This window comes from Actinokineospora sp. NPDC004072, assembly GCF_053604195.1.
Genome location: NZ_JBSGHB010000028.1, coordinates 1 through 22,998 on the forward strand (window position 1 = coordinate 1; position 22,998 = coordinate 22,998).

The 22,998-nt window shown below is 73.6% G+C and carries 20 protein-coding genes; 8 read left to right on the forward strand and 12 right to left on the reverse strand.

All coding sequences use genetic code 11. The annotated features are described in order from the left end of the window. Positions 1–221: 221 nt before the first annotated feature. The 3 genes from ACWEPX_RS30480 to ACWEPX_RS30490 are packed head-to-tail and all read right to left on the reverse strand — an operon-like array spanning position 222 to position 3,308. A complete protein-coding gene (locus ACWEPX_RS30480) occupies positions 222–1,430 on the reverse strand; it encodes an amidohydrolase (RefSeq protein ID WP_451900720.1) in 1,209 nt (402 codons plus the stop codon). Positions 1,431–1,440: 10 nt separating this feature from the next. After that, the gene (locus ACWEPX_RS30485; protein WP_451900721.1) at positions 1,441–2,322 is read right to left on the reverse strand and encodes an aldose 1-epimerase family protein; all 882 of its coding nucleotides are present in this window, start codon (positions 2,320–2,322) and stop codon (positions 1,441–1,443) included. 56 nt (positions 2,323–2,378) lie between these two features. Continuing rightward, positions 2,379–3,308 carry a cation diffusion facilitator family transporter gene (locus ACWEPX_RS30490; RefSeq protein ID WP_451900722.1) on the reverse strand — a complete coding sequence of 310 codons (930 nt, stop codon included), beginning with the start codon at positions 3,306–3,308 and terminating at the stop codon, positions 2,379–2,381. A 44-nt stretch (positions 3,309–3,352) separates the two neighbouring features. On the opposite strand from ACWEPX_RS30490, the gene ACWEPX_RS30495 reads away from it, so the two are divergent. Beyond that, positions 3,353–3,706, forward strand: coding sequence for an ArsR/SmtB family transcription factor (locus ACWEPX_RS30495; protein WP_451900723.1), 354 nt, complete (start codon positions 3,353–3,355; stop codon positions 3,704–3,706). Between the two features lie 20 nt (positions 3,707–3,726). On the opposite strand, the gene ACWEPX_RS30500 is transcribed toward ACWEPX_RS30495, so the two are convergent. After that, positions 3,727–5,022 (reverse strand): MFS transporter, encoded by a 1,296-nt coding sequence (locus ACWEPX_RS30500; protein WP_451900724.1) that lies wholly within the window; start codon positions 5,020–5,022, stop codon positions 3,727–3,729. Positions 5,023–5,065: 43 nt separating this feature from the next. Further along, positions 5,066–5,737 (reverse strand): pyridoxamine 5'-phosphate oxidase, encoded by a 672-nt coding sequence (pdxH, locus tag ACWEPX_RS30505; protein ID WP_451900725.1) that lies wholly within the window; start codon positions 5,735–5,737, stop codon positions 5,066–5,068. A 296-nt stretch (positions 5,738–6,033) separates the two neighbouring features. On the opposite strand from pdxH, the gene ACWEPX_RS30510 reads away from it, so the two are divergent. The 4 genes from ACWEPX_RS30510 to sepH all read left to right on the forward strand — a co-directional run bounded on the left by ACWEPX_RS30510 (position 6,034) and on the right by sepH (position 11,092). Continuing rightward, the gene (locus ACWEPX_RS30510; RefSeq protein ID WP_451900726.1) at positions 6,034–7,161 is read left to right on the forward strand and encodes a citrate synthase 2; all 1,128 of its coding nucleotides are present in this window, start codon (positions 6,034–6,036) and stop codon (positions 7,159–7,161) included. Positions 7,162–7,209: 48 nt separating this feature from the next. Next, positions 7,210–8,571 carry a serine hydrolase domain-containing protein gene (locus ACWEPX_RS30515; RefSeq protein ID WP_451900727.1) on the forward strand — a complete coding sequence of 454 codons (1,362 nt, stop codon included), beginning with the start codon at positions 7,210–7,212 and terminating at the stop codon, positions 8,569–8,571. Positions 8,572–8,645: 74 nt separating this feature from the next. Continuing rightward, on the forward strand, positions 8,646–9,782 hold the full coding sequence (gene serC, locus ACWEPX_RS30520) for a phosphoserine transaminase (RefSeq protein ID WP_451900728.1): 1,137 nt from the start codon (positions 8,646–8,648) through the stop codon (positions 9,780–9,782). Between the two features lie 173 nt (positions 9,783–9,955). Next, on the forward strand, positions 9,956–11,092 hold the full coding sequence (gene sepH / locus ACWEPX_RS30525; RefSeq protein ID WP_451900729.1) for a septation protein SepH: 1,137 nt from the start codon (positions 9,956–9,958) through the stop codon (positions 11,090–11,092). 597 nt (positions 11,093–11,689) lie between these two features. Here the strand turns inward: sepH and ACWEPX_RS30530 are convergent. The 3 genes from ACWEPX_RS30530 to ACWEPX_RS30540 all read right to left on the reverse strand — a co-directional run bounded on the left by ACWEPX_RS30530 (position 11,690) and on the right by ACWEPX_RS30540 (position 13,766). Further along, entirely contained in the window at positions 11,690–12,511 is an 822-nt protein-coding gene (locus ACWEPX_RS30530) for a dioxygenase family protein (protein ID WP_451900730.1), read from the reverse strand. A gap of 63 nt (positions 12,512–12,574) precedes the next feature. Further along, positions 12,575–13,456, reverse strand: coding sequence for an AraC family transcriptional regulator (locus ACWEPX_RS30535; RefSeq protein ID WP_451900731.1), 882 nt, complete (start codon positions 13,454–13,456; stop codon positions 12,575–12,577). 67 nt (positions 13,457–13,523) lie between these two features. Next, positions 13,524–13,766 carry a hypothetical protein gene (locus ACWEPX_RS30540; RefSeq protein ID WP_451900732.1) on the reverse strand — a complete coding sequence of 81 codons (243 nt, stop codon included), beginning with the start codon at positions 13,764–13,766 and terminating at the stop codon, positions 13,524–13,526. A 124-nt stretch (positions 13,767–13,890) separates the two neighbouring features. On the opposite strand from ACWEPX_RS30540, the gene ACWEPX_RS30545 reads away from it, so the two are divergent. Then, positions 13,891–15,654, forward strand: a complete 1,764-nt coding sequence (locus ACWEPX_RS30545) for an ABC transporter ATP-binding protein (protein WP_451900733.1) — start codon at positions 13,891–13,893, stop codon at positions 15,652–15,654. Continuing rightward, positions 15,651–17,480, forward strand: a complete 1,830-nt coding sequence (locus ACWEPX_RS30550; protein ID WP_451900734.1) for an ABC transporter ATP-binding protein — start codon at positions 15,651–15,653, stop codon at positions 17,478–17,480. The genes ACWEPX_RS30545 and ACWEPX_RS30550 overlap by 4 nt, the downstream gene beginning before the upstream one ends. A gap of 13 nt (positions 17,481–17,493) precedes the next feature. On the opposite strand, the gene ACWEPX_RS30555 is transcribed toward ACWEPX_RS30550, so the two are convergent. The 3 genes from ACWEPX_RS30555 to ACWEPX_RS30565 form a co-directional block, all read right to left on the reverse strand. Next, a complete protein-coding gene (locus ACWEPX_RS30555; RefSeq protein ID WP_451900783.1) occupies positions 17,494–18,321 on the reverse strand; it encodes a phosphotransferase in 828 nt (275 codons plus the stop codon). Positions 18,322–18,398: 77 nt separating this feature from the next. Then, positions 18,399–18,962, reverse strand: coding sequence for a DUF2537 domain-containing protein (locus ACWEPX_RS30560; RefSeq protein ID WP_451900735.1), 564 nt, complete (start codon positions 18,960–18,962; stop codon positions 18,399–18,401). Further along, positions 18,940–19,767, reverse strand: a complete 828-nt coding sequence (locus ACWEPX_RS30565; protein ID WP_451900736.1) for a TrmH family RNA methyltransferase — start codon at positions 19,765–19,767, stop codon at positions 18,940–18,942. The genes ACWEPX_RS30560 and ACWEPX_RS30565 overlap by 23 nt, the downstream gene beginning before the upstream one ends. Positions 19,768–19,944: 177 nt before the next feature. On the opposite strand from ACWEPX_RS30565, the gene ACWEPX_RS30570 reads away from it, so the two are divergent. Further along, a complete protein-coding gene (locus ACWEPX_RS30570; protein WP_451900737.1) occupies positions 19,945–21,441 on the forward strand; it encodes a glutamate--cysteine ligase in 1,497 nt (498 codons plus the stop codon). Positions 21,442–21,682: 241 nt separating this feature from the next. Here ACWEPX_RS30570 and ACWEPX_RS30575 read toward each other — a convergent pair whose 3' ends face one another. Then, positions 21,683–22,957, reverse strand: coding sequence for an MFS transporter (locus ACWEPX_RS30575; RefSeq protein WP_451900738.1), 1,275 nt, complete (start codon positions 22,955–22,957; stop codon positions 21,683–21,685). Positions 22,958–22,998: the final 41 nt, after the last annotated feature.

Below are 22,998 nucleotides of genomic sequence, written 5' to 3' on the forward strand. Positions count from 1 at the left end.
CTAAGCGAAGCGCCGCTGGGCGTGAAGAGCGGCGATGCGGGCGAAGCCCGTTCACGCCCCCGCAAGTTTAGCGGCACTTCGCTCCCCGCGAATGCGAGTTCACCCCATCGGACACTTTGGGTGGGGCGGTTGCTGTTTTGTGGGTGGTGGCGTTGCGCTCTAATTAGTAAGGCCCGCCCGGGTGTGTTCCGGGCGGGCCTTGTTGTCTGGTTTGTTGTTTGTTAGTTCTCGCGGTAGTACGGGTCTGTGGTGGTGCCCTTGCCCGTGGTTTCGTCGTAGGTGTAGACCTCGCGGCCGGCGATGTAGACCTTGAGGGCTCGGCTCATGACGTTGAGGGGGTCGCCGGACCAGAGGACCAGGTCGGCGTCCAGGCCGGGGGCCAGGGCGCCGACGCGGTCGTCGAGGCCCATGATGCTCGCCGGGTTGACGGTGATGGAGCGCAGGCCCTCGGCCGGGTCCAGGCCTTCCTTGACGGCCAGGGTGACCTGGTGGACGAGGAAGTCGATCGGGATGACGGGGGCGTCGGTGGTGATGGCGATCTTGACGCCTGCGCGGGCCAGGATGCCGGGGTTGCGGAGGTGGCGGTTGCGCAGCTCCACCTTGGAGCGGGTGGTGAACAGCGGACCGATGATCACCGGGATGCCGCGTTCGGCGATGGTGTCGGCCAGGAGGTGGCCTTCGGTGCCGTGGTTGAGGATCAGCTTGTAGCCGAACTCGTCCGCCAGGCGCATCGCGGTGGCGATGTCGTCGGCGCGGTGGGCGTGCTGGCACCAGGGGAGGGTGCCCTCCAGGACCGCGGCCAGGGCCTCCAGGGTGAGGTCGCGCTCGAAGGGCTTGCCCTCCTCGGCCGCGTGCGCGCGGCGGGCGATGTAGTCCTGGGCCTTGGTGAGGTGCTCGCGGATGACCGCGGCGACGCCGAGGCGGGTCGACGGCATCGTCTTCTTCTCGCCGTAGACGCGCTTGGGGTTCTCGCCGAGGGCGCTCTTCATGCTGACCGCGTCGCGGATCAGCATGTCGTCGACGGTGCGGCCCCAGGTCTTCAGGGCGACGGTGTGGCCGCCGATGACGTTGCCCGAGCCCGGCTTGACCACCACCGTGGTCACCCCGCCCGCCAGCGCGTCGCGGAAGCCCTCGTCGGCCGGGTTGACGGCGTCGAGGGCGCGGACCTTGGCGGTGACCGGGTCGGTCATCTCGTTGGTGTCCTGGCCCGCCCAGCCCTCGGCCTCCTCGTGCACGCCGAGGTGGCCGTGCGCCTCGACGAAGCCGGGCAGCACCCACTTCCCGGCGGCGTCGACGATGGTCGCGCCCGCCGGGACCTCGACGTCCGCGCCGACCGCGACGATCTTGCCGTCGTCGATCAGCACCGTTCCCCCGTCGATCGGCTCGCCGACGACGGGGACCACATATCCACCAGTTACTGCGATCGTCACACCCAGAATGTTAGCAAGGCGAAATACCCCAGGACCCGGTCCACGTCGCCCCAGGCGCCAGCTCGATCAGGTCCACCCCGGAGTTGAGCGCGTCCGGCGGGCAGGTCATCGGCTCGATGGCCACCGCTTGGCCCTGCGCGCCGGGGAACTCCGGCGGGGTGAACACCTGCACCCAGCGGAACACCGGGTCGGCCCAGACCAGCACGCCGCCGCCCTCGCCGCGCAGCCAGTGCCGCACCACGCCGTCGGCGTCGGGCTCGCAGCCGCCGAAGGCGTCGTCGAGGCTCAGCGCCCGCAGCGGGGCCCCGGTCGTCAGGGCCGGGTCGATGGGCGACTGGCCGCCGACGGGAACCATCCGGTCGGGGTCCAGCGGCAGGTGCGTGGTCGCCGCCAGCCGCAGCGCGCAGTCGACGCCCTTGCCCGGCCGCGGGTACGGGTGCGCCCCCACCCCGAACGGCATCACGGCGTCCCCGGTGTTGACGACGACGTGCGTGACGGCCAGCCCCCGCTCGTCCAGCGCGTAGGTGATCTCCGTGCGGAACGGGTGCGGCCAGCCCGGCCGCTCCCTCACCGACACCGCCAGCCGCACCCGCGACGCCGAGCGCTCCACCACGGCCCACTCCTCGTGCCGGACCAGGCCGTGGATCGCGTTGCCGCGCGCGGGCTCGGTGACCTCCAGCGCGCCGCCCGCCCAGCGCGCCCCCGCCACCCGGTTGGGCCAGGGCACCAGCACCGACCCGGCGCCCAGCGGCGGGGTCGCGTCCGCCGGGAACGTCTCGGTGTAGTCGACCCCCGCGGTGGAGAACTCGCGCAGCGTCGCCCCTCGGGAGGTGACGACGGCGCGGGCCTCGTCGCGGGTGATCACGATCTGCTCGCCCATCGGTGCGTCCATGTGCCCACACACTACGGCGCTCGGCGGCGGTTTCCCATGCGGCGCAACCTTTTCGGCTACCGGTGCGGCCCGGCGCACGAGGCCGGGTCGACGTGCAGGGTCACCCCGTCCAGGCGCGGGAGGGCATCGCGGAGGCGGCGCTCGGCGGTGACGGCGATGGCGTGCGCGGCCACCAGCGTCGCGTCGTCGTCGGCGACGATCACCGCTTCGGCGTACTGGCGGTGCCCCACCCACCGCAGCCGCACGGCGTCCACCCCGCGCACGCCCGGCGCGGTGGCCAGGGCGATCTCGGCGCGCTCCACCAGCGCGGGGTCGATGCCGTCGAGGAGGCGGCCGAAGACCTCGCGGGCGGCGGCGCGCAGCACCAGGGCGATCAGCGCGGCCATGCCCAGGCCGATGATCGGGTCGGCGTAGGGGATGCGCAGCCACGCGCCTGCCGCGGCGGCGACCACGGCCAGGCTGGTGAAGCCGTCGGTGCGGGCGTGCAGGCCGTCGGCGACCAGCGCGGCCGAGCCGATCTCCCGGCCGACCCGGATGCGGTAGCGGGCGACCCACTCGTTGCCGATGAAGCCCACCAGCCCGGCCGCGGCCAGCAGCGGCAGGTGCTCGACCGGGCGCGGGTCGAGGATGCGCGCCACCGCCTGGTACCCGGCGGCCACGGCCGACGCGGCGATCAGGGCCACCACGACCAGGCCCGCGAGGTCCTCGGCGCGGCCGAGGCCGTAGGTGAAGCGCTTGGTCGCGGCCCGGCGGCCGAGCAGGAACGCCACCGCGAGCGGGACGGCGGTCAGCGCGTCGGCCAGGTTGTGCAGGGTGTCGCCGAGCAGGGCGACCGAGGACGTGACGGCCACCAGGACCGCCTGGGCGGCCGCGGTCGCCAGCAGCACGGCGAAGGAGATCTTCAGCGCCCGCAGGCCCCGCCGACTGGTCTCCAGGGCGGGATCGGTGCGATCGTGCCCATGTCCGTGCCCGTGGCCGTGTCCCATGGCAGCGGACGATACCTGCATACCTAGTCGATTGTGAAGGTGTTGTGCATTCCGCATCGGACGACCACCACGCGCGCACCGGCGAGCCCACCGACGAGCAGGTGGACACCGCGGTCGGCGTGTTCGCGATGCTGTCCGACGCCACCCGGCTGCGCATCCTCTGGGCCCTGCGCGACGGCGGCGAGCGGGACGTCACGACGCTGGCCGAGCTGGCGGGCGTCGGCCCGACCAGCGCCAGCCAGCACCTGACCAAGCTGCGCCTCGCGGGCCTCGTGGCCACCCGCAAGCAGGGCCGCCGGGTCTTCTACCGGGCCCGCGGCTCGCACCTGCGCAGGCTGCTCGACGAGGCCCTGTTCCGGGCCGACCACGAGACCTCCGGCCTGCCGGACGACGACTGAGAAGACGGCCAGGAAGACGGCTAGGACGACGGCTGGGTCTTGTCCGCCAGCTTCTCCGGCTGGAAGCGGTAGCGCCAGAACGAGGGCACCGCGGCCACCGCGACCACGGTCAGCACCACGGTGAGCACGCCGCCCGCCGTCGCCGCCAGCGCCGGGCCGACGGCCGCGCCGCCCCAGCCGTGCAGCAGGTCGGCGATGCGGGGTCCGCCCGCGACGACCACGGTGAACACGCCCTGCATGCGCCCGCGCATCTCGTCGGTCGCCTCGGTCTGGAGCATCGAGCTGCGGTGCACCGCGCTGATGAGGTCCGCGCCGCCGCCCAGGGCCAGGAAGACCACGGCCAGCCACAGCGAGGACACCATGCCGAAGGCCGCGACCGACAGGCCCCACGCGACGATGGCGACCGTGATCACCGCGCCCTGCCTGGTCAGCCGGGAGAACCAGCCGGAGAACAGGCCGAACAGCGCCGAGCCCAGCGGGATAGCGGCGTAGAGCCAGCCCAGCGCCTGCCCGCCGCCGGGCGGGTCGCCGAAGACGCGCTCGGCCATCTCCGGGAACAGCGCCCGCGGCATGCCCGCCACCATCGCGATGACGTCGACCAGGAAGCTGATCAGCAGCAGCTTGCGGGCGCTGAGGTAGCGGAAGCCGTCGGCGATGTCCCGCAGCCCCGCCCGCCGCGACGCGCCCTCGCCCGGCTCGATCGGCGGCAGCAGGAACACCATGCCCAGCGCCAGCACCAAGGCCACGCTGTCGATGAGGTACAAAGTGGACAATCCGAGCAGCGGGATCAGCGCGCCAGCGGCCAGCGGGCCGAACACCATGCCGAAGGTGAAGGTGGTGAAGCTCAGCGCGTTCGCGGGCGGCAGCAGCTCCGGCGGGACCAAGCGGGCCACCGCGGCGCTGCGCGCGGGCATGTTCACCGCGACGAACGCCTGCTGCAGGCCCAGCAGCGCGAGCACGACCCACACCGAGCCCAGGCCCGCGAACGCCTGCAGCCAGAACAGCACCGAGGTGACCGCGACACCGGCGTTGCTGATGATGAGCACCCGCCGCCGGTCGAAGGCGTCGGCGATCGCGCCGCCCCACAGGCCGAACACCAGCAGCGGCACGAGCCCGACGGCGCCGGTCAGCCCGACCCACGCCGACGAGCCGGTCAGGTCGTAGATCTGCTTGGGCACGGCGACCGCGGTGAGCTGGCTGCCGATCGCGGTGATGGCGGTCGACACCCACAGCCTGCGGTAGTCCCGGATGCGCAGCGGGCGCGTGTCGATCAACGCCCGGCTGAGGAACCCGCGCGGGCGCTCTTTCAGGGTCACAGGTCGTTAGCTTAGGTCAACTAACGACCTGGTCGGGTGTGATTTACGGCCCGAGCCGCTCGACCTTCCAGCCGTCCCTGGTCTGCTTGAAGCGCAGCCGGTCGTGCATGCGGTCGCGGCGGCCCTGCCAGAACTCCACGACCTCCGGCTGGATGCGCCAGCCGCCCCAGTGCGGGGGCACCGGCACGGTCTCGGCGTCGGCGAAGCGCCGCTCCACATTGGCCAGGGCGGCCTCCAGCGCGGCGCGGCCGCTGACCACGATCGACTGCGGCGACGCCCAGGCGCCCAGCTGCGAGCCGCGCGGGCGCTTGGCCCAGTAGGCGGCGGTCTCGGCCGGGCTCACCTTCTCCACGGTCCCGCGGACGGTCGCCTGGCGGTGCAGGCCGTACCAGGGGAACGTGGCGGATGCGTAGCGGGCGGCCATGAGGTCGTGGCTCTTGGCGGAGGTGTAGTTGGTGAAGAAGACCAGCCCCCTGGCGTCGAGGCCCTTGGCGAGCACCGTGCGTGACGACGGCATCCCGTCGGCGCCCGCGGTGGCCAGCACCATCGCGTTCGGCTCGGCCAGCCCGGCCCGCTTCGCCTCGTCCAACCACGCCTGCAGCTGCTCGTGCCAGGTGTCGGCCAGCTCGGCCTCGCTCAGCGCACCGGTCTCGTAGGAGACCCGCATGCTCGGCAGTTCCAGCGTGATGTCCGCTACGTCAGGGCCGTCCGCCATCGGCTTCTCCATCCAGGTGGGGGGTCACCGCACGTGCGGCCGACGGTACGGGGATTCCAGGTGAACGGGAACCGCCCAGACGGTGACACCGCCCACCTCCCCCGACCGGGGGTCGCTGGATCGTTCCACTGGATCGTGACCGAAGACACCCGCGTGAACGATTGCTAACGTCGGCCGCGGGGAGCAAGGTTGTCCGGCAGCCGTGCGGAGCCGCCTTCGGCGACCCTGGTATGGGCGGGAACCCGCGCGAGCAGAGTCGGGGCTTGGCGCGAAAGGGCGGACCCATGCACAGTGCGGTGCACACCGAACCGAAGGCCGACGACGGGTTCCGACCCGGCCTGGAGGGCGTGATCGCCTTCCGCACCGAGATCGCCGAGCCCGACCGCGACGGCGGCGCGCTGCGCTACCGCGGTGTGGACATCGAGGACCTGGCCGGGCGCGTCACGTTCGGTGACGTGTGGGCGCTGCTGGTCGACGGCCGCTTCGGCTCCGGCCTCCCGCCCGCCGAGCCGTTCCCGATCCCCGTGCACTCCGGCGACGTCCGGGTCGACGTGCAGGCCGGGCTGGCCATGCTGGCCCCGATCTGGGGCTACCAGCCGCTGCTGGACATCACCGACGACGAGGCCCGCGACCAGCTCGCCCGCGCGTCGGTCATGGCGCTGTCCTATGTGGCGCAGTCCGCCCGCGGCATCCACCAGCCCGCGGTGCCGCAGCGGCGGGTCGACCAGTGCCGCACCATCACCGAGCGGTTCATGACCCGCTGGCGCGGCGAGCCCGACCCCGCGCACGTCAAGGCCGTGGACGCCTACTGGGTCTCCGCCGCCGAGCACGGCCTCAACGCCTCCACCTTCACCGCCCGCGTCATCGCCTCCACCGGGGCGGACGTGGCCGCCTCGCTGTCCGGGGCGATCGGGGCGATGTCCGGCCCGCTGCACGGCGGCGCGCCCGCCCGCGTGCTGCCGATGATCGCCGAGGTCGAGCGGACCGGCGACGCCCGCGCGGTCGTGCGCGGCATCCTCGACCGCGGCGAGCGGCTGATGGGCTTCGGGCACCGGGTCTACCGGGCCGAGGACCCGCGCGCCCGGGTGCTGCGCCGCACCTGCGCCGAACTGGGCGCCGCCCGCTACGAGGTCGCCGCCGCGCTGGAGCAGGCCGCCCTGGCCGAGCTGCGCGAGCGCCGCCCGGACCGCGCCATCGAGACCAATGTGGAGTTCTGGGCCGCGGTCATCCTCGACTTCGCCGAGGTGCCGCCGCACATGATGCCCGCGATGTTCACCTGCGCCCGCACGGCCGGGTGGTGCGCCCACATCATGGAGCAGAAGCGCACCGGCCGCCTGGTCCGGCCCGCCGCCGCCTACATCGGCCCCGGCCCGCGCCAGCCCGACGAGGTCGAGGGCTGGGCCACCGTCACCCCGCTTTCGTAGAAAGGCCGTCGGTCTTATCGGATTGCTTTATGACCGACAATTCCACTCATGCTGCAGACCACTGAACACGCCCTGCTGCGCCGAGTCGCGGTCGAGCAGGCCGAGAGCCGCGCGCCCTCCATCACCGCCGGTGTGGTGCGCGACGGCGCCCTGGCCTGGTTCGGCGCGCGCGGGTCGGTCGACGGGCAGACCCCGACGGCCGACACGCAGTACCGGATCGGGTCGATCACCAAGACCTTCGTGGCAGTGCTGGTCATGCGGCTGCGCGACGAGGGCAAGCTCGACCTCAACGACCCGCTGGACAAGCACGTGCCGGGCACGTCGTTCGGCGCGGTCACCATCGCCCAGCTCCTGGCCCACACCGCGGGCCTGACCTCGGAGTCGCCCGGGGCGTGGTGGGAGCGGGCGCCGGGGGCGGACTGGCGGTCGCTGGAGCAGAGCCTGGCCGAGAACGCGCTGCGGCACCGCTCCGGCGCGCGGTTCCACTACACGAACGTGGGCTACGGCGTGCTCGGCGAGGTCGTCGCCCGGCTGCGCGGGTGCTCCTGGCTGGCGGCGCTGGAGGCCGAGATCCTGCGGCCGCTGGAGATGACCCGCACGACCCCGATGCCGCAGGCCCCGGCCGCGCCGGGCTGGGCGGTGCACCCGTTCGCCGACGTGCTGCTGCCCGAGCCGACCCCGGACGCGGTGGCGATGGCCCCGGCCGGACAGCTCTGGTCCACCCCCAACGACCTGGCCCGCTGGACCCGGCTCATCGCCGGGGACAGCGCGGGTGTGCTGCACCCGGACACCGTCGCCGAGATGCGCGAGCCCGCGCACGTCGACGACGCCGACGAGTGGACCTCGGGCTACGGCCTGGGCCTGCAGGTGCTGCGCATGGGCGGGCGGCGGCTGGCCGGGCACGGCGGCTCGATGCCCGGCTTCCTGGCGATGGTCCTGGCCGACGAGCGCACCGGCACCGGCGCGTTCGTCACCGCGAACTCGACCTCCGGCGTCGCGGTCAGCACCGTCGCCCTCGACCTGATCAACCTCGTCGAGCAGCACGAGCCCGCGCTGCCCGCCGAGTGGGCCCCGCTGCCCGACCACGACCCGGCGCTGCTGGCCCTGACCGGGCTGTGGCACTGGGGCCCGACGCCGTACGTGCTGCGCCTGCTGCCCGAGCGGTGGCTCAACCTGGCGCCGGTCAGCGGCCGGGGCCGCCAGTCGCGCTTCCGCCCGGCCGGTCCCGACAGGTGGACGGGCCTGGACGGCTACTACGCGGGCGAGACGCTGGAGCTGCACCGCACCGCGGACGGCGCGCCTTCGCACTTCGACCTGGCCACCTTCATCTTCACCAGGGAGCCCTACGGCACGCCGGAGGCCATCCCGGGCGGGGTGGACGAGAAGGGCTGGCAGTCGGGCATCAGCTAGGGGTGGGAGACTGGTCACCGCCGCCGCCAACGCCGCCGGGGTGACCAGTACACCGCACGCGAAAGGCCCCCACGATGACCCGAACCGCCGACCCGAGCACGCTGGAGCTGCCCGCGGACCTGCGCCCGTCCGACGGCCGCTTCGGCTGCGGCCCGTCCAAGGTCCGCCCCGAGCAGATCGCGGCGCTGGCCTCGGACGGCGCGAAGCTGCTGGGCACCTCGCACCGGCAGAAGCCGGTGAAGTCGCTGGTCGGGCGGGTCCGGGCGGGGCTGCGCGAGCTGTTCGCGCTGCCCGAGGGCTACGAGGTCGTGCTGGGCAACGGCGGGACCACCGCGTTCTGGGACGCCGCGGCCTTCGGCCTGGTCCGCGAGCGCGCCCAGCACTTCACCTACGGGGAGTTCTCGGCCAAGTTCGCCAAGGTCACCAAGGGCGCGCCGTTCCTGGCCGACCCGGTCGTGGTCGCCGCCGACCCCGGCTCGGCCCCGGAGATCGCCTACGCCGAGGGCTGCGACCTCGTCGGCTGGGCGCACAACGAGACCTCCACCGGCGTGGCCGTGCCGGTGGCGCGGCCCGCCGGGTCCGAGGGCGCGCTGGTCGCCATCGACGCGACCTCGGGGGCGGGCGGGCTGCCGGTCAAGGCCGAGGACTTCGACGTCTACTACTTCGCCCCGCAGAAGTGCTTCGCCTCCGACGGCGGGCTGTGGCTGGCGCTGATGAGCCCGGCCGCGCTGGAGCGGGTCGCCGAGATCGGCGCGTCGGACCGGTGGGTGCCGGAGTTCCTGTCGCTGCCGGTCGCGCTGGACAACTCGGTCAAGGACCAGACGTACAACACCCCGGCGGTGGCGACGCTGTTCCTGCTGGCCGAGCAGATCGACTGGATGCTGGCCCAGGGCGGCCTCGACTGGACCGTCGCGCGGACCAAGGACTCCTCCGACCGGCTCTACAGCTGGGCGGAGAAGACCGCCTACACCTCCCCCTACGTCGCCGACCCGGCGCACCGCTCGCAGGTCGTGGGCACCATCGACTTCGCTGACTCGGTGGACGCGGCGACCGTGGCCAAGGTGCTGCGGGCCAACGGCGTGGTCGACGTCGAGCCGTACCGCAAGCTGGGCCGCAACCAGCTTCGGGTCGCCATGTTCCCGGCCATCGAGCCCACGGATGTGACCACGCTCACGTCGGCCATCGACTGGGTGGTCGAGCGCATCGCCTGAGGATTCCCCCTGCCCGTGCCCCCATTAGGGGGTGCGGGCGGGGCGGCGGATACGGCAAGATCACAAGAGGATGTCACGGGGATCGCGGCGCGCCTAGCGCGTCAGGGCACTTCGCCGATTTACCGTGGGACGCTGACGAGTGATGTCTGCTCACGTCGTACGGGAGGGTCGCGATGCGCGCGCTGCGGGTCGTCGGACTCGCCGATGGCGGCAAGACCGTCATCTGCGAGGACCCGGCGCGCGGTGAGCGCTTCACGCTCCCGGCCGACGAGCGGCTGCGGGCGGCCGCCCGCGGGGACGTCACCCGACTCGGCCAGATCGAGATCGAGCTGGAGAGCCAGATGCGTCCTCGTGAGATCCAGGCCCGCATCCGCGCGGGCGAGTCCGTGGAGCAGGTAGCCGAGGCGGCGGGCATCCCGACGGCCAAGGTCGAGCGCTTCGCCTACCCGGTGCTGCTGGAGCGCTCGCGCACCGCCGAGCTGGCCCAGCGCGCCCACCCGGTCCGCGAGGACGGCCCCGACCTGCAGACCCTCGGCGAGATCTGCCTGCATGTGTTCACCCTTCGGGGGCAGGACTACACCGCCGCCGTCTGGGACTCCTGGCGCGGCGAGGACGGCCGCTGGATCGTCCAGCTCTGCTGGACCGCGGGCCGCTCGGTCAACCGCGCCCACTGGGCCTTCCACCCGGGCGCCCACGGCGGCACGGTCACCCCGCTGGACGAGCACGCCCACGACCTGCTCGACCCCCAGCCCGCCCGCCCGCTGCGCACCGTGCGCCCGGTGACCGAGCTGGCCCAGGCCGCCCTGAACATCGACCCCACCCTGCTCCCACCCCGCCCGGAGCCCGCCGCGCTGGAGGCGTCGTCCCTCGAGGTCAGTGCGGTGGACGCACCCGCGCCGCCGCCCCGGGAGCCGTACGTCCGCGAGCCGCACGTTCGGGAGCAGGCGCCCTACGTGCGCGAGCAGGCCCGCGAGCCGTACGTCCAGGAGCCGGTCCGCGAGCAGGCAGGCGACCCCCAGCCACCCGCCTACGACCCGGTGGCCGAACTGGACGCCGCCGAGCCCACCCCCCGCGAGCCCGAGCCCACCGCCGAGCCCGCCGCGGTCGACCCCGCGGACTACGTGGAGGACTTCGAGCTGACCACCCCAGCCGAACCCCCCACCCAGCCCACGGCCGCCGACCAGACCGCCCTCATCGACGAACCCGCCCGCAAATCCGAACCCCCACGCCGCGCCAAGGGCAAGAAGACCCGCCCGATCGTCCCCTCCTGGGAGGACGTCCTGCTCGGCACCCGCTCCAACCGCGGCTAACCCAGCGGCGCGCACCACGGCACCAACCCGGCCGCGCCGATGCCCGCCCTCAGCGCACCGAGCGACCGGAGCTGGCACGCCAGGTCGACCGGGAAGCCCAGGTGAACGGCGCGAACGGGTAAGGGCAGGGGCGACAGGCGACGCAGACGCACCCGCGTGCCGATAGAGACTCGCGGGTAGCGGTGGCTCGGGTCTCTGGGCCGGTGGCCGAGGCCAGGCGGACGTGGGCGGGCGGCAGGGGCGGCGCAACCGGGTGGTCGGCCGCTTGCCCCGGCGGCCTCCCGATGTCCCCCGGCTGCGCCCTCTCCGGCACGCCCTCTCCGGCACGCCCCCGCTGGCCCTGGCCCCCTCCGGCCCTGGCCTGCCCCGGACCACGGCTGCGCCTGCCGACGGCTGCTCCGGGCGATGCCCGGCGCCCACCCGCGCCTGCCCCCCTGCGGCAGGCTCCGGACGCGCGGTGACGCGGTTGGGATGATGCGACCATATGACCGCATCATCCCAACCGCGTCGTCCTGCGCATCCAGATGGGCATGGCATCTGGATGACGGGGGCGCATGGCGGCCTAGGTGGAGGGCGCCGCCATGCGGCCGTCCGCGATCAGCCCAGGCGCCAGAGGGCCGGGGTGTTCGGGGGCTCCCAGCCGGGTTGGGCGGTGTGGGCCTGGAGGCAGACGTAGCTGCTGCCGCCGTAGGTGACCCGGGCGCCCGCGGTGTACGGCGTGCCGACCGCCCAGGTGCCGCCGGGCGAGTTCGTCGTCGTCGTCGTCGGGTTCGACGAGGTCGGGCGGGTCGTGGTGGGGTTCTGCTGGATGTTGAGGACGAAGTCGAACGTCGCCTCGCGCCCGCCGCCCGCGTTGCGGACGTTCATCAGCAGCCGCGGGTCGTACAGCGAGTCCGTGTTGTTGCGGGGCTCGCCCGGGAAGTACAGCTGCGTGGTGAGGATCGGCCTGCCCGGGGCCTGGACCTTGACGTGGATGTGCCGCGTGCGGCCCGGGTAGAGGCCCGGCACGATCGTGGTCAGGTTGAAGGCGCCGTTCGCGTCCGTGTACTGGTGGCCGCGGAACCGGTAGGTCACGTTGTCGTAGTTGCCCGCGTTGTCCGCCTGCCAGAAGTCCAGCAGGACGTTGCCGATCGGCACGCAGGCCAGGCCGAAGACGTAGCCGCTGACGGTGAGCCGGGTGCCCGCGCCATCACCGGCCAGGGAGTTGCGGCGGGGCGAGTTCGGCTTGAAGTAGGGGCCCTCCATCTGCGGCGGCGTGGGGTCATCGCCGTCGTCGCACATCGGGGTGGGTTCGAGCGTCGTGCCTGCGGGCAGGGTGCGGGCCAGCGCGGGAGCGGCGACGAACGCCGCGGGCACGGTGACGCCCGCGGCCAGGGCGGCGCGCAGCACCGCCTTGCGGCTGAGGTTTCGGTCTTCCATTCCGACTCCTTGTTCGGGACTTGCTCCCGAAACTACGAACCCCGCCCTGGTCAGGACGATGGACTAACCTGGCTGGTCGTGGTGAAAACCGTGGGTGCCGTTCCCACGGCGGAAATCACCCGGGCTCAACCCGGTCTCCCGGCGGAAGAACCGGCAGAAGTACGCGGGGTCGCCGAACCCCACCCGGGCCGCCACCTGCCGCACGGTCAGGTCGGTGCGCGCGAGCAGGCGTTTCGCCTCGTGGACGCGGGTCTCGCGGACCAACTCGGAGGCCGGTCGGCCGGTCGCGGCCTTCACCGCCTGGGTCAGGTGCCCGGGGGTCACCCCGATGCGCTCGGCGTAGGCGCGCACCGACCACAGCTGCGAGCCCGCCCGCAGCCGGGCGAATTCCTCGGCCACCGAACCAGCTCGGGCGGGCGGGGCCAGCCGGGCGGCCCGCGCCGCGCGCACGACCAGCACGTGCAGCAGGGCGCGCAGCACCGAGTCCGAGCCCTCCGCGCGCGACTCGTACTCCGCGCGCATCTCCTCGATGAGCCGGGGGGCGTCGTCGGGCACGTCCAGCCAGGGCCGGGCGCTCAGCGCCCGCAGCACCGCCCGGTCGCCCGGGTGGTCGAGCAGGAAGTCGTCGGTGAACAGCACGACGTGCCCGTCGAGGCCGCGGGCGTCCCAGTGGTGGACCTGGCCGGGGGCGATCACGCACAGGTGCGGCGGCCGCAGCTCCCAGCGGGCCAGGTCGACCACGTGGGCGCCGCGACCGCTGGTGACCAGCACGATCTCGTGGAAGGTGTGCCGGTGCGGGAAGTCCGCGCGCGACATCGGGCCGATCGAGTCGAACGTGCCGATGGCGAACGGCAGGTCGTCGAACACCTCCAGCCGGTGCATGGGCAGCACACCCTCGCGCTGCGCCTGACAGGGCGTCCCCGGCGGCACCGTGGTTCCGCGCATCATCCCTCCCCAAGGTCCAGACCAATCCACGATGACACGGGGTGGGCTGGTTGGGAACGCGATGTGATCAGCTCTCGGCGGCGGGCACGGCGTCGAGCAGGGCGCTGTCCCAGCCCTGGTGCTCCAGCCAGTCCTCGGCCTCGGCCCGGCTGACCCACTGGGCGCCCGCTGGCCTGCCCCGGCCCAGGCGGTCCCAGCCGTCGGGGGCCAGCACGTGCAGCCGGGCGTCGCGCAGGGCCAGCAGCCTGCCCTGCGGGAAGGCCATGGTCGGTTCGGTGCGCAGGAACCGCACCGGCTCCGGTCGCGTCATGGGCCAAGGATAGCCGCTGTCCACTGTGGAGGAGTTGACCTCCAGCGCGCTGCAGGTAGGAAACTCGGGTGCGCAGGCGCGGGTCGCCGCGTACCGTCGAAGGCCGACTGCCCTGGGGGAGCGCATGGAGACCGAACCGAAACGCGGCGGCCTGGCCTCGATCACGCGGCTGGGCCCCTACCTGCGCCCGGTGCGCGGCCGGGTCGTCGGCTCGGCGGCCGCGGTGCTGGGCTCGATGATCTGCGGGCTGACGATCCCGCTGGTCATCCAGCGCATCCTGGACGGCCCGGTGGCCGCAGGCGACACCGCGGGCCTCATCTGGCCGGTCGTCGCGGTGGCCGTGCTGGGCGCGACCGAGGCGGCGCTGTTCTTCACCCGGCGCAGGCTCATCGCCGGGCCGAGCACCCGGGTCGAGGCCAATCTGCGCGCCGACCTGTACTCCCACCTGCAGCGGCTGCCGATCGCCTTCCACGACCAGTGGCAGTCCGGGCAGCTACTCTCCCGCGCGGTGTCGGACCTGTCCACCATCCGCCGGTTCATCGCGTTCGCGGGCATCTTCCTGGTCGTCAACTCCCTGACCATGGTCATCGGCCTGGGCGTGCTGTTCTTCCTCGACCCGCTGCTGGGCGCGATCACCCTGGCCTGCTCCCTGCCGCTGATCGCCATCTGCACCCGGTTCGAGAAGAAGTACTCCGTGCTCTCCCGCAGGGCGCAGGACCAGGAGGGCGACCTGGCCACCACGGTCGAGGAGTCGGCGCTGGGCATTCGGGTGCTCAAGGCGTTCGGCCGCGGGCCCGAGCTGGCCAGGCGGTTCGCCGAGCAGGCCCGCGAGCTGCGCGGCACCGAGCTGGCCAAGGTCCGGGTGCTCGCCGCGCTCTGGTGCGCGGTGATCATGCTGCCCGAGCTGGGCATCGCCGCGCAGCTGCTGGTCGGCTCGCTGGGCATCGCCAACGGCACGATGACCGTCGGCACGCTGGTGGCGGGCATCACGGTCGCGGTCTACCTGCGCTGGCCGGTGGACTCGATCGGGTGGCTGCTGGCCGAGGCCAACCAGACCGCCACGGCCGCCGAGCGGTACTGGGAGGTCCGCGACTCGCAGGTCACCATCAGCGACCCGGAGTCCCCCCGGCACCTGCCCGCCGACGGCGCGGGCCTGCTGCGCTTCGAGGACGTCCGCTTCGCCTACCCCTCCGGCGCCGAGGTGCTCTCCGGCGTCGACCTCGAGGTCCGCCCGGGCGAGACGGTCGCGCTGGTGGGGCCGACCGGCTCGGGCAAGACGACGCTGACCGCGCTGGTCGCCCGGCTGGCCGACGTGACCGGCGGGCGGGTCACCGTCGACGGGGTCGACGTGCGCGACCTGCCGCTGGCCGAGCTGCGCACCGCCGTGGCCACGGCCTTCGAGGACGCGGTGCTGTTCTCCGCCAGCGTCGCCGAGAACGTGCGCCTGGGCTCGCCCGGGGCCACCGAGGAGGACGTGCGCACCGCGCTGCGGATCGCGCAGGCGGAGAAGTTCGTCGACGAGCTGCCGTGGGGCCTGGACACCCGCATCGGCGAGCAGGGCCTGTCGCTCTCCGGCGGGCAGCGCCAGCGGCTCGCGCTGGCCCGCGCGGTCGTCGGCAGGCCGAAGGTGCTGGTCCTCGACGACCCGCTCTCGGCGCTGGACGTGCAGACCGAGGCCGAGGTCGAGCACGCCCTGCGCAGCGTGCTCTCCGGGGTCACGGCGCTGGTCGTGGCGCACCGGCCGAGCACGGTGCAGCTGGCCGACCGGGTTGCGATGCTCGACGGCGGCCGGATCACCGCCGTGGGCACCCACGCCGAGCTGCTGGCCACCAACCCCGCCTACCGATCGCTGCTGTCCACTCTGGACAACGAACGGACGAGCGTATGAGCACCCCGGAAGCCGAGTGGCGCGGCGTCGCCGCCGAGGACACCGAGAACCTGACCCAGCAGGCGACGCTGCGCCTGCAGAAGCGCTCGCGCGCCCTGCTCGGCGAGCTGGTGCGCCCGCACGCGGCCGCGACGGTGCTGGCGCTGGTGCTGGTCATCGCCGAGAACGCCGCCTCGCTGGCCGGGCCGCTGCTGATCGCCGCGGCCATCGACAACGGCATCCCGGCCGCCGTCGGCGGGGACGCCTCGGCGCTGGCGTGGTGCGTCGGCGGGTACCTGGGGTCGATGGTCGCCTCCGCGGTCCTGCGCTACGCCTTCCTGCGGCTGTCCGGGCGGATCGGCCAGGACGTGCTGCTCGACCTGCGGCAGCGGATCTTCCGGCACGCCCAGCGGCTGTCGCTGTCGTTCCACGAGTCCTACACCTCCGGCAAGGTCATCTCCCGGCTGACCAGCGACGTCGACTCCCTCGACGACCTGCTGGAGAACGGCATCGACGGCCTGCTCTCCGCGCTGCTGACGGTGTCCGGGATCGCGGTGCTGCTGCTGGTGCTCGACGCGCCGCTGGCGCTGTTCGTGCTGGCCGGGTTCATCCCGCTGCTGCTGGCCGCGCGCTGGTTCTTCCGCAACTCCAACGCCGCCTACCGCAACACCCGCGGGGCGATCGCCAAGGTCATCGTGCAGTTCGTCGAGACGATGAACGGCATGCGCGCGGTGCAGGCGTTCCGCCGCGAGGCGCGCAACGAGTCGATCATGGCCGGGCTCAACGACAGCTTCCGCGCCGCCAACCACCGGGCGCTGGACGTGGTGGCGGTGTTCACCATGACCGTGCGGCTGGTCGGCAACATCAGCCTGGCCGCGGTGCTGCTGATCGGCGCGTGGCGGGTGGTCGGCGGCGGCCTGGAGCTGGGCGTGCTCACGGCGTTCCTGCTCTACCTGCGCCGCTTCTACGACCCGCTGGACGACATGGCGATGTTCGCCAACGCCTACTCCTCGGCGACGGCGGCGCTGGAGAAGATCTCCGGCGTGCTGGAGGAGGAGCCGGACGTGCGCGAGCCCGCGGCCCCGGTCGCCCTGCCGCCGTCGGCGCGGGGCCGGGCGATCACCTTCGACCGGGTGGAGTTCGGCTACAGCGCTGGCGGGCCGGTGGTGCTGCCGGAGTTCGACCTGAGCATCCCGGCAGGCCAGACGGTGGCGCTGGTCGGGCCGACCGGGGCGGGCAAGTCCACGCTGGCCAAGCTGGTCGCCCGCTTCTACGACCCGACCTCGGGCGCGGTCCGGCTCGACGGCGTGGCGCTGACCGACATCAGCGACGCGGAGCTGCGCAAGGCGGTGGTGATGGTCACCCAGGAGAACTTCCTGTTCGCCGGGTCGGTGGCCGACAACATCGCCCTCGGCAAGCCGGACGCGACGCGCGCGGAGATCGAGTCGGCGGCGGGGGCGGTGGGCGCGCACGAGTTCATCTCCCGCCTGCCCGACGGCTACGACACCGACGTCCGCAAGCGCGGCGGCAGGCTCTCGGCAGGCCAGCGGCAGGTGGTCGCCTTCGCCCGCGCCTTCCTGGCCGACCCGTCGGTGCTGGTGCTGGACGAGGCCACCTCCAGCCTGGACATCCCGACCGAGCGGGCGGTGCAGGGCGCGCTGGAGTCGGTGCTGGCCGACCGCACGGCGCTGATCATCGCCCACCGCCTGTCCACGGTCCTCATCGCCGACCGGGTCCTGGTGATCGACGACGGCCGGGTCGTCGAGGACGGCTCGCCCGCCGAGCTGATCGCCGAAGCGGGCCGCTTCGCCGCCCTGCACGGCCGCTGGCGCGACTCCTTGGTCTAGACCTATCCCGGGCCTAGGCGCCCGCGCGCCGGAGGCGTTCGGCCGCCTGGGCGCGCAGGGCGGCCCCGCAGCGCGGCGGGTCGCCGTGCAGGGCTTCCCAGCGGGCGTTGTGGGCGGCGGGCCAGAGGCTCGCCGCCCACGCCACTTCCACCTCGGCCGGGGTGAACCGGCGGCCGCGGTGGTGCTGGTAGGCCGCCAGGAAGGCCGCCGAGCTGTCGACCGGGGCCAGGGTCGGCGGTGTCGTGCTGGCGAACGTGCCGGAGGCCGCGCCGACCAGGGCCGCTTCCGGCTGCCAGGCCAGGCTGTCCCAGTCGTGCACGGCCCAGATGGCCGGACCGCGCCAGCGCAGGTTCTGGGCCTCGTAGTCGGCGTGGCCCAGCACCGGGGGCAGGTCGGCGGCCAGCAGGCGGTCCCGGGCGCGGCGGGCGACCGCGGTGACGTGCGCGGGCACGGCGGCCTGGTCGCGCTCGTCCAGCAGCGCGATCGCGGGCCAGAGGCCGGGGTCGCCGTGGTCCCAGCGGGCCCAGCGGGGGTTGGGCAGGGGCGGCGGGACGGCCACCTCGGCCAGCTCGGCCATCAGCCGGGCGAAGACCGCCGCGTAGCGGGCGGCGACCGCGGGCGAGTCGCCGCGCAGCACATCGCCGCCGGGGCGGTGCTCCTCGGCGTGGACGGCCAGGGGCCCGACCGCGATCACCGGGGTGAGCGGGCGGGGGCACGGGAAGCCGCGCGCGGCCAGCCCCGCCTGGGCGGCGACGCACGCGGCGGCGCGGCCGCCGTCCTCCCGCGCCTTCACCACGACCTCGCGGCCGTCGGCCAGCGCGAGCCCGAGCACCGCCGACATCTGGCGCCGCTCGAACAGCACCCCCACCGGCTCGGCCCCCAGGTGCTCGGCGCACCAGGCGGGCAGCCAGGGCGGCACTAGCCGAAGATGATGAACGGCAGCGCCACCCAGCCCGCGAAGATGCCGACCGCGACGCCGAGTGCCACCCAGCGCCAGACCGGCACGCCCCGGGTCAGCCACACCGACGGCAGCAGGCCCCCGGTGACCACCACGTTCGCGCCGACCGCGAGCAGCGGCGAGGTCTCGTTCAGCGTGGACGTCAGCGTCCCCACGGCGAACACCACCAGGGTGAACGCGAACGCCGCCACCAGCAGCCCGGTCCCCCACGGCGTGGGCTCCGGCGGCGGCTCGGGCTTGGCCACCGGGGCGGGCGGGGCCAGCACCGCCACGTCCCCCGACACCGGGTCGGCGTAGCTGACCTCGGTGTTCAGCGCCTCGGCGACGCGGGCGGCGAGCTGGCGGCCGCGGCGGGCGACGACCGCGGCGGCGGCATCGCCCTCCGCGCGCCCGACCGCACCGGCGACCCTGGCCCAGTCCCGCAGGTCGGCGGTGAGGTCCGCGCCCAGCGGCAGGGTGTCCGGGTCGACCTCCCGGTCATCGCCGACGAGCACGGCCCGCTCATCCCTGGCGCGCAGTTCCACCCCGGGCTCCTTCGGTGAGTGCGTAGAACGCGACCGCGCCCGCGGTCGCCACGTTCAGCGAGTCGACGGCGCGCGACATCGGGATGCGCACGGCGGCGTCGGCTGCGGCGATGGCCGCATCGGTCAGGCCGGGCCCCTCCGAGCCCAGCAGCAGCGCCACCCGGCCGCCGCCCGCGACCTCGGCCAGCGGCACGGCGTCGGCGCGCGGGGTCAGCGCCAGCACCCGGAACCCGGCCGCCCGCAGCAGGTCCAGCCCGCCGGGCCAGTCGGGCAGCGGGGCGAACGGGACGGCGAGGACGTGCCCCATCGAGACGCGGACGCTGCGCCGGTACAGCGGGTCGCTGCACCCGGGGCCCAGCAGCACGGCGTCGACGCCGAGCGCGGCGGCGTTGCGGAACAGCGCGCCCAGGTTCTCGTGGTCGCCGACGCCCTCCAGCACGGCGATGGTGCGCGCGGCGGCCAGCAGCTCCGGCAGCGGCACGGGCTCGGCCCGGTCGGCGGCGGCGAGCACGCCGCGGTTGAGGTGGAAGCCGACGGTCTCGGCCATGACCTCGGCGCTGGTGGCGTAGGCCGGGATGTCGCAGCCTGCCAGGTCGTCGGCCAGGGCCTCGATGCGGCGCGGGACGCCCAGCAGGGCGCGCACCGGGTAGCGGGAGGCGAGCAGGCGCTGCACGACGACCACGCCTTCGGCGATCACCAACCCGCGCCCGCCCGGCCGGTCCGGCCTGCGGTCGGCGGTCGTCAGATCCCGGAAGTCGGCCAACCGCGGGTCCCCGGGGTCCGCCACCTCGATCACCTGCGCCACCCGCGCAGTGTCGCACGCCACGGCGGCCGCGCCCAGGTGTCCCCGCCGCTTGCTCAGCGTTACCTCGGGATAACTGACGGCACCAGTTTGGCCGCTAGATTAGGAAGTGAGCCCTATGCCAACGTTGGCCTCCCGCGCAGGTTCCGGTTGACGAGCCGGACGGACGGGAGGGGCGTCATGGGCCAGAACGTAGCCATCGAACCAGGCGGTCTCGACCGGCAGCGCTATCGGGCGAAGATGCGCCGCTGCCTGGATGCCCTGGGGCGGATGCTGGCCGAGGGCGGCTTCGCCGCCGCCCCGCCGCACATGGGCATGGAGATCGAGCTCAACCTCGTCGACGAGGGCCTGGGCCCGGCCATGCTCAACACCACCGTCCTGGAGAAGATCGGCGATCCCTGCTACACGCTGGAGCTGGGCCAGCACAACCTGGAGTTCAACGTGCCGCCCCGGCCGCTGGGCGGGCACCAGGCGACCCAGCTGGAGTCCGAGCTGGTCGAGTCGCTGGCCGGGGCCTCGCTCAAGGCGCTGGACGCAGGCGCGCGGCTGGTCATCATCGGGATGCTGCCGACGCTGCGGCCCGAGCACCTGGAAGTGCGCTGGCTGACCCAGAAGTCGCGCTACCACCGGCTCAACGAGCAGATCTTCGCCGCCCGCGGCGAGGAGCTGGTGCTGCACATGGAGGGCACGCCGCTGCCCGGCAGGCGGGCGGAGAAGCTGCGCCGGGTGCAGGACTCGATCCTGGCCGAGGCGGCGTGCACCTCGCTGCAGCTGCACCTGCAGGTCTCGCCGGAGGACTTCGCCGCCAACTGGAACGCCGCCCAGTGCCTGGCGGGGGTGCAGGTCGCCATCGGCGCCAACTCCCCGTTCATGCTGCGCAAGGCGCTCTGGCACGAGACCCGCATCCCCCTGTTCCTCCAAGCGACTGACACCCGACCGGAGGAGCTGAAGAACCAGGGCGTGCGGCCCCGGGTGTGGTTCGGCGAGCGGTGGATCACCTCGATCTTCGACTTGTTCGAGGAGAACGTGCGCTACTTCCCCGGCCTGCTGCCCGAAGTGGACGACGAGGACCCGCTGGAGGCGCTGGACCGGGGCCGCCCGCCCCAGCTCAGCGAGCTGCGGCTGCACAACGGCACCATCTGGCGCTGGAACCGGCCGGTGTACGACATCTGCGACGACGTGCCGCACCTGCGGGTGGAGAACCGGGTGCTGCCCGCCGGGCCGACGGTGGTCGACATGATGGCCAACGCCGCGTTCTTCTACGGCGCGCAGCGGGCGCTGGCCACACAGGACTATCCGCTGTGGACCCAGATGTCGTTCCAGGCGGCCGAGGAGAACCTGCACGCCGCCGCCCGGCACGCCTTCGGCAGCCAGCTGTACTGGCCGGGGGCTGGCTGGGTGCCGCCGGACGAGCTGGTGCTGCGCAAGCTGCTGCCGATGGCGCACGAGGGCCTGGCCGACTGCGGGGTCTCCGACGGCGCCCGCGAGCGCTACCTCGGGATCATCGAGGCGCGCTGCCTGGCCCGGCGCACGGGGTCGTCGTGGCAGCGCGACACGGTCACCCTGCTGGAGGCGCGCGGCCTGGACCGGGAGGCCGCCCTGAGCGGGATGCTGAGCCGGTACGTGGAGCTGAGCGAGGCGGGCGAGCCCGTGCACACCTGGCCGGTGCTGGACTAGCCGTTGCCAGGTAGTTGCACGTGCGGCAGGGTGGCAAGACGGGCGGTTCCGGCGGATGCTCCGACAAGCCCCCGCCGGGCACGGTGATGGCCCCCGCTTCCGGACGCTGGAAGCGGGGGCCACTCGGTTCCCGAACTGACTGCCGCTCCCACCACGAAGCGGACAAGACTTAGGTTAGCCTTACTTCAGTTCTCCTGGCAATACCCGCGTCGGGGTGACCTGGGGCACGCCGCCAGATCCTCTACGACTTGCGGGTCGCGGCGGGGCGGTCCCGGCGCAGGATGCGCGGCCGGGTCCAGTTGGCCGGGGAGAGCCGGACGCCGCCGCGGCGCATCAGGAGCAGGCCGCAGGTCAGGGCGGCCAGGGCGGCCACCGCGCCGCCGACGAGGAACGGCGAGCGGCCGCCGAACTGGTCGGCGAGCCAGCCGGTCATCGGCGCGCCCAGGGGGTTGCCGCCGACGAAGACCAGCATGTAGAGCCCCATCACCCGGCCGCGCATCTCCGGCGCGGCGGCCAGCTGCACGGTCGCGTTGGCGGCCGTCATGAAGGTCATCAGGGCCAGGCCGACCGGGATCAGGCCGATGGCGAAGAGCCCGTAGCTGGGCATCAGGCCGACCGCGACCTGCAGGACGCCGAAGACCAGGGCCGAGCCGAGCAGCAGCCGCAGCCGGGGCTGGCCGCGGGAGCTGCGCCGGGCGGCCAGCAGCGCGCCAGCGAGGGTGCCGACGGCCAGCGTGGTCGACAGCAGGCCGTACCCGCTGGCGTCCTGGTGGAAAACGTTTGCGGCGGCGATCGCCAGCGAGACGAAGAACGTCATCCCGAACGTGCTGACGAAGAACACCAGCACCATCACCGTCAGGATGTCCGACCGGCCGCGCACGTAGCGCAGGCCCTCGACCAGCTGGCCGCGCCGCGGCGCCACCCGCGGCGAGGGGCGCAGGTCGGCCACGCGCATCAGCAGCAGGCCCGCGATCACCGCGCCCGTCAGCACCGCGTTGGCCAGGAACAGCCAGCCGGTGCCGACGAGGGTGATCAGCACGCCCGCGATCGCCGGGCCGACGATCCTGGCGAGGTTGAAGTTCGTGGAGTTGAGCGCCACGGCGTTGGTCAGCTGCGCCCGCCCCACGATCTCCACGACGAACGACTGGCGCACCGGCACCTCGACCGCGGAGAACGCGCCGAGCACCAGGCACAGGACGTAGACGTGCCACACCTCGACCACGCCGGTGACGTCCAGCACGCCCAGCACCAGCGCGCTCAGCGCCATGCCGGTCTGCAGGCCGATGAGGAGCTTGCGCTTGTCCATCCGGTCGGCGAGCACGCCCGCCCACAGCGACAGCACCAGCGTCGGCAGGAACTGCAGGGCGGCGGCGATGCCGAGGACGACCGGGTTGTTGTCGGTCAGGACGAGCACCAGCCAGTCCTGGGCGATGCGCTGCATCCAGGTGCCGGTGTTCGACAGCAGCGCGCCCCCGGCGAAGAGGCGGTAGTTGCGCACCCGCAGCGACGCGAACATCCCGTCCTGGGTGGACGGACGCGGCGGGCTGGGCGGCGACG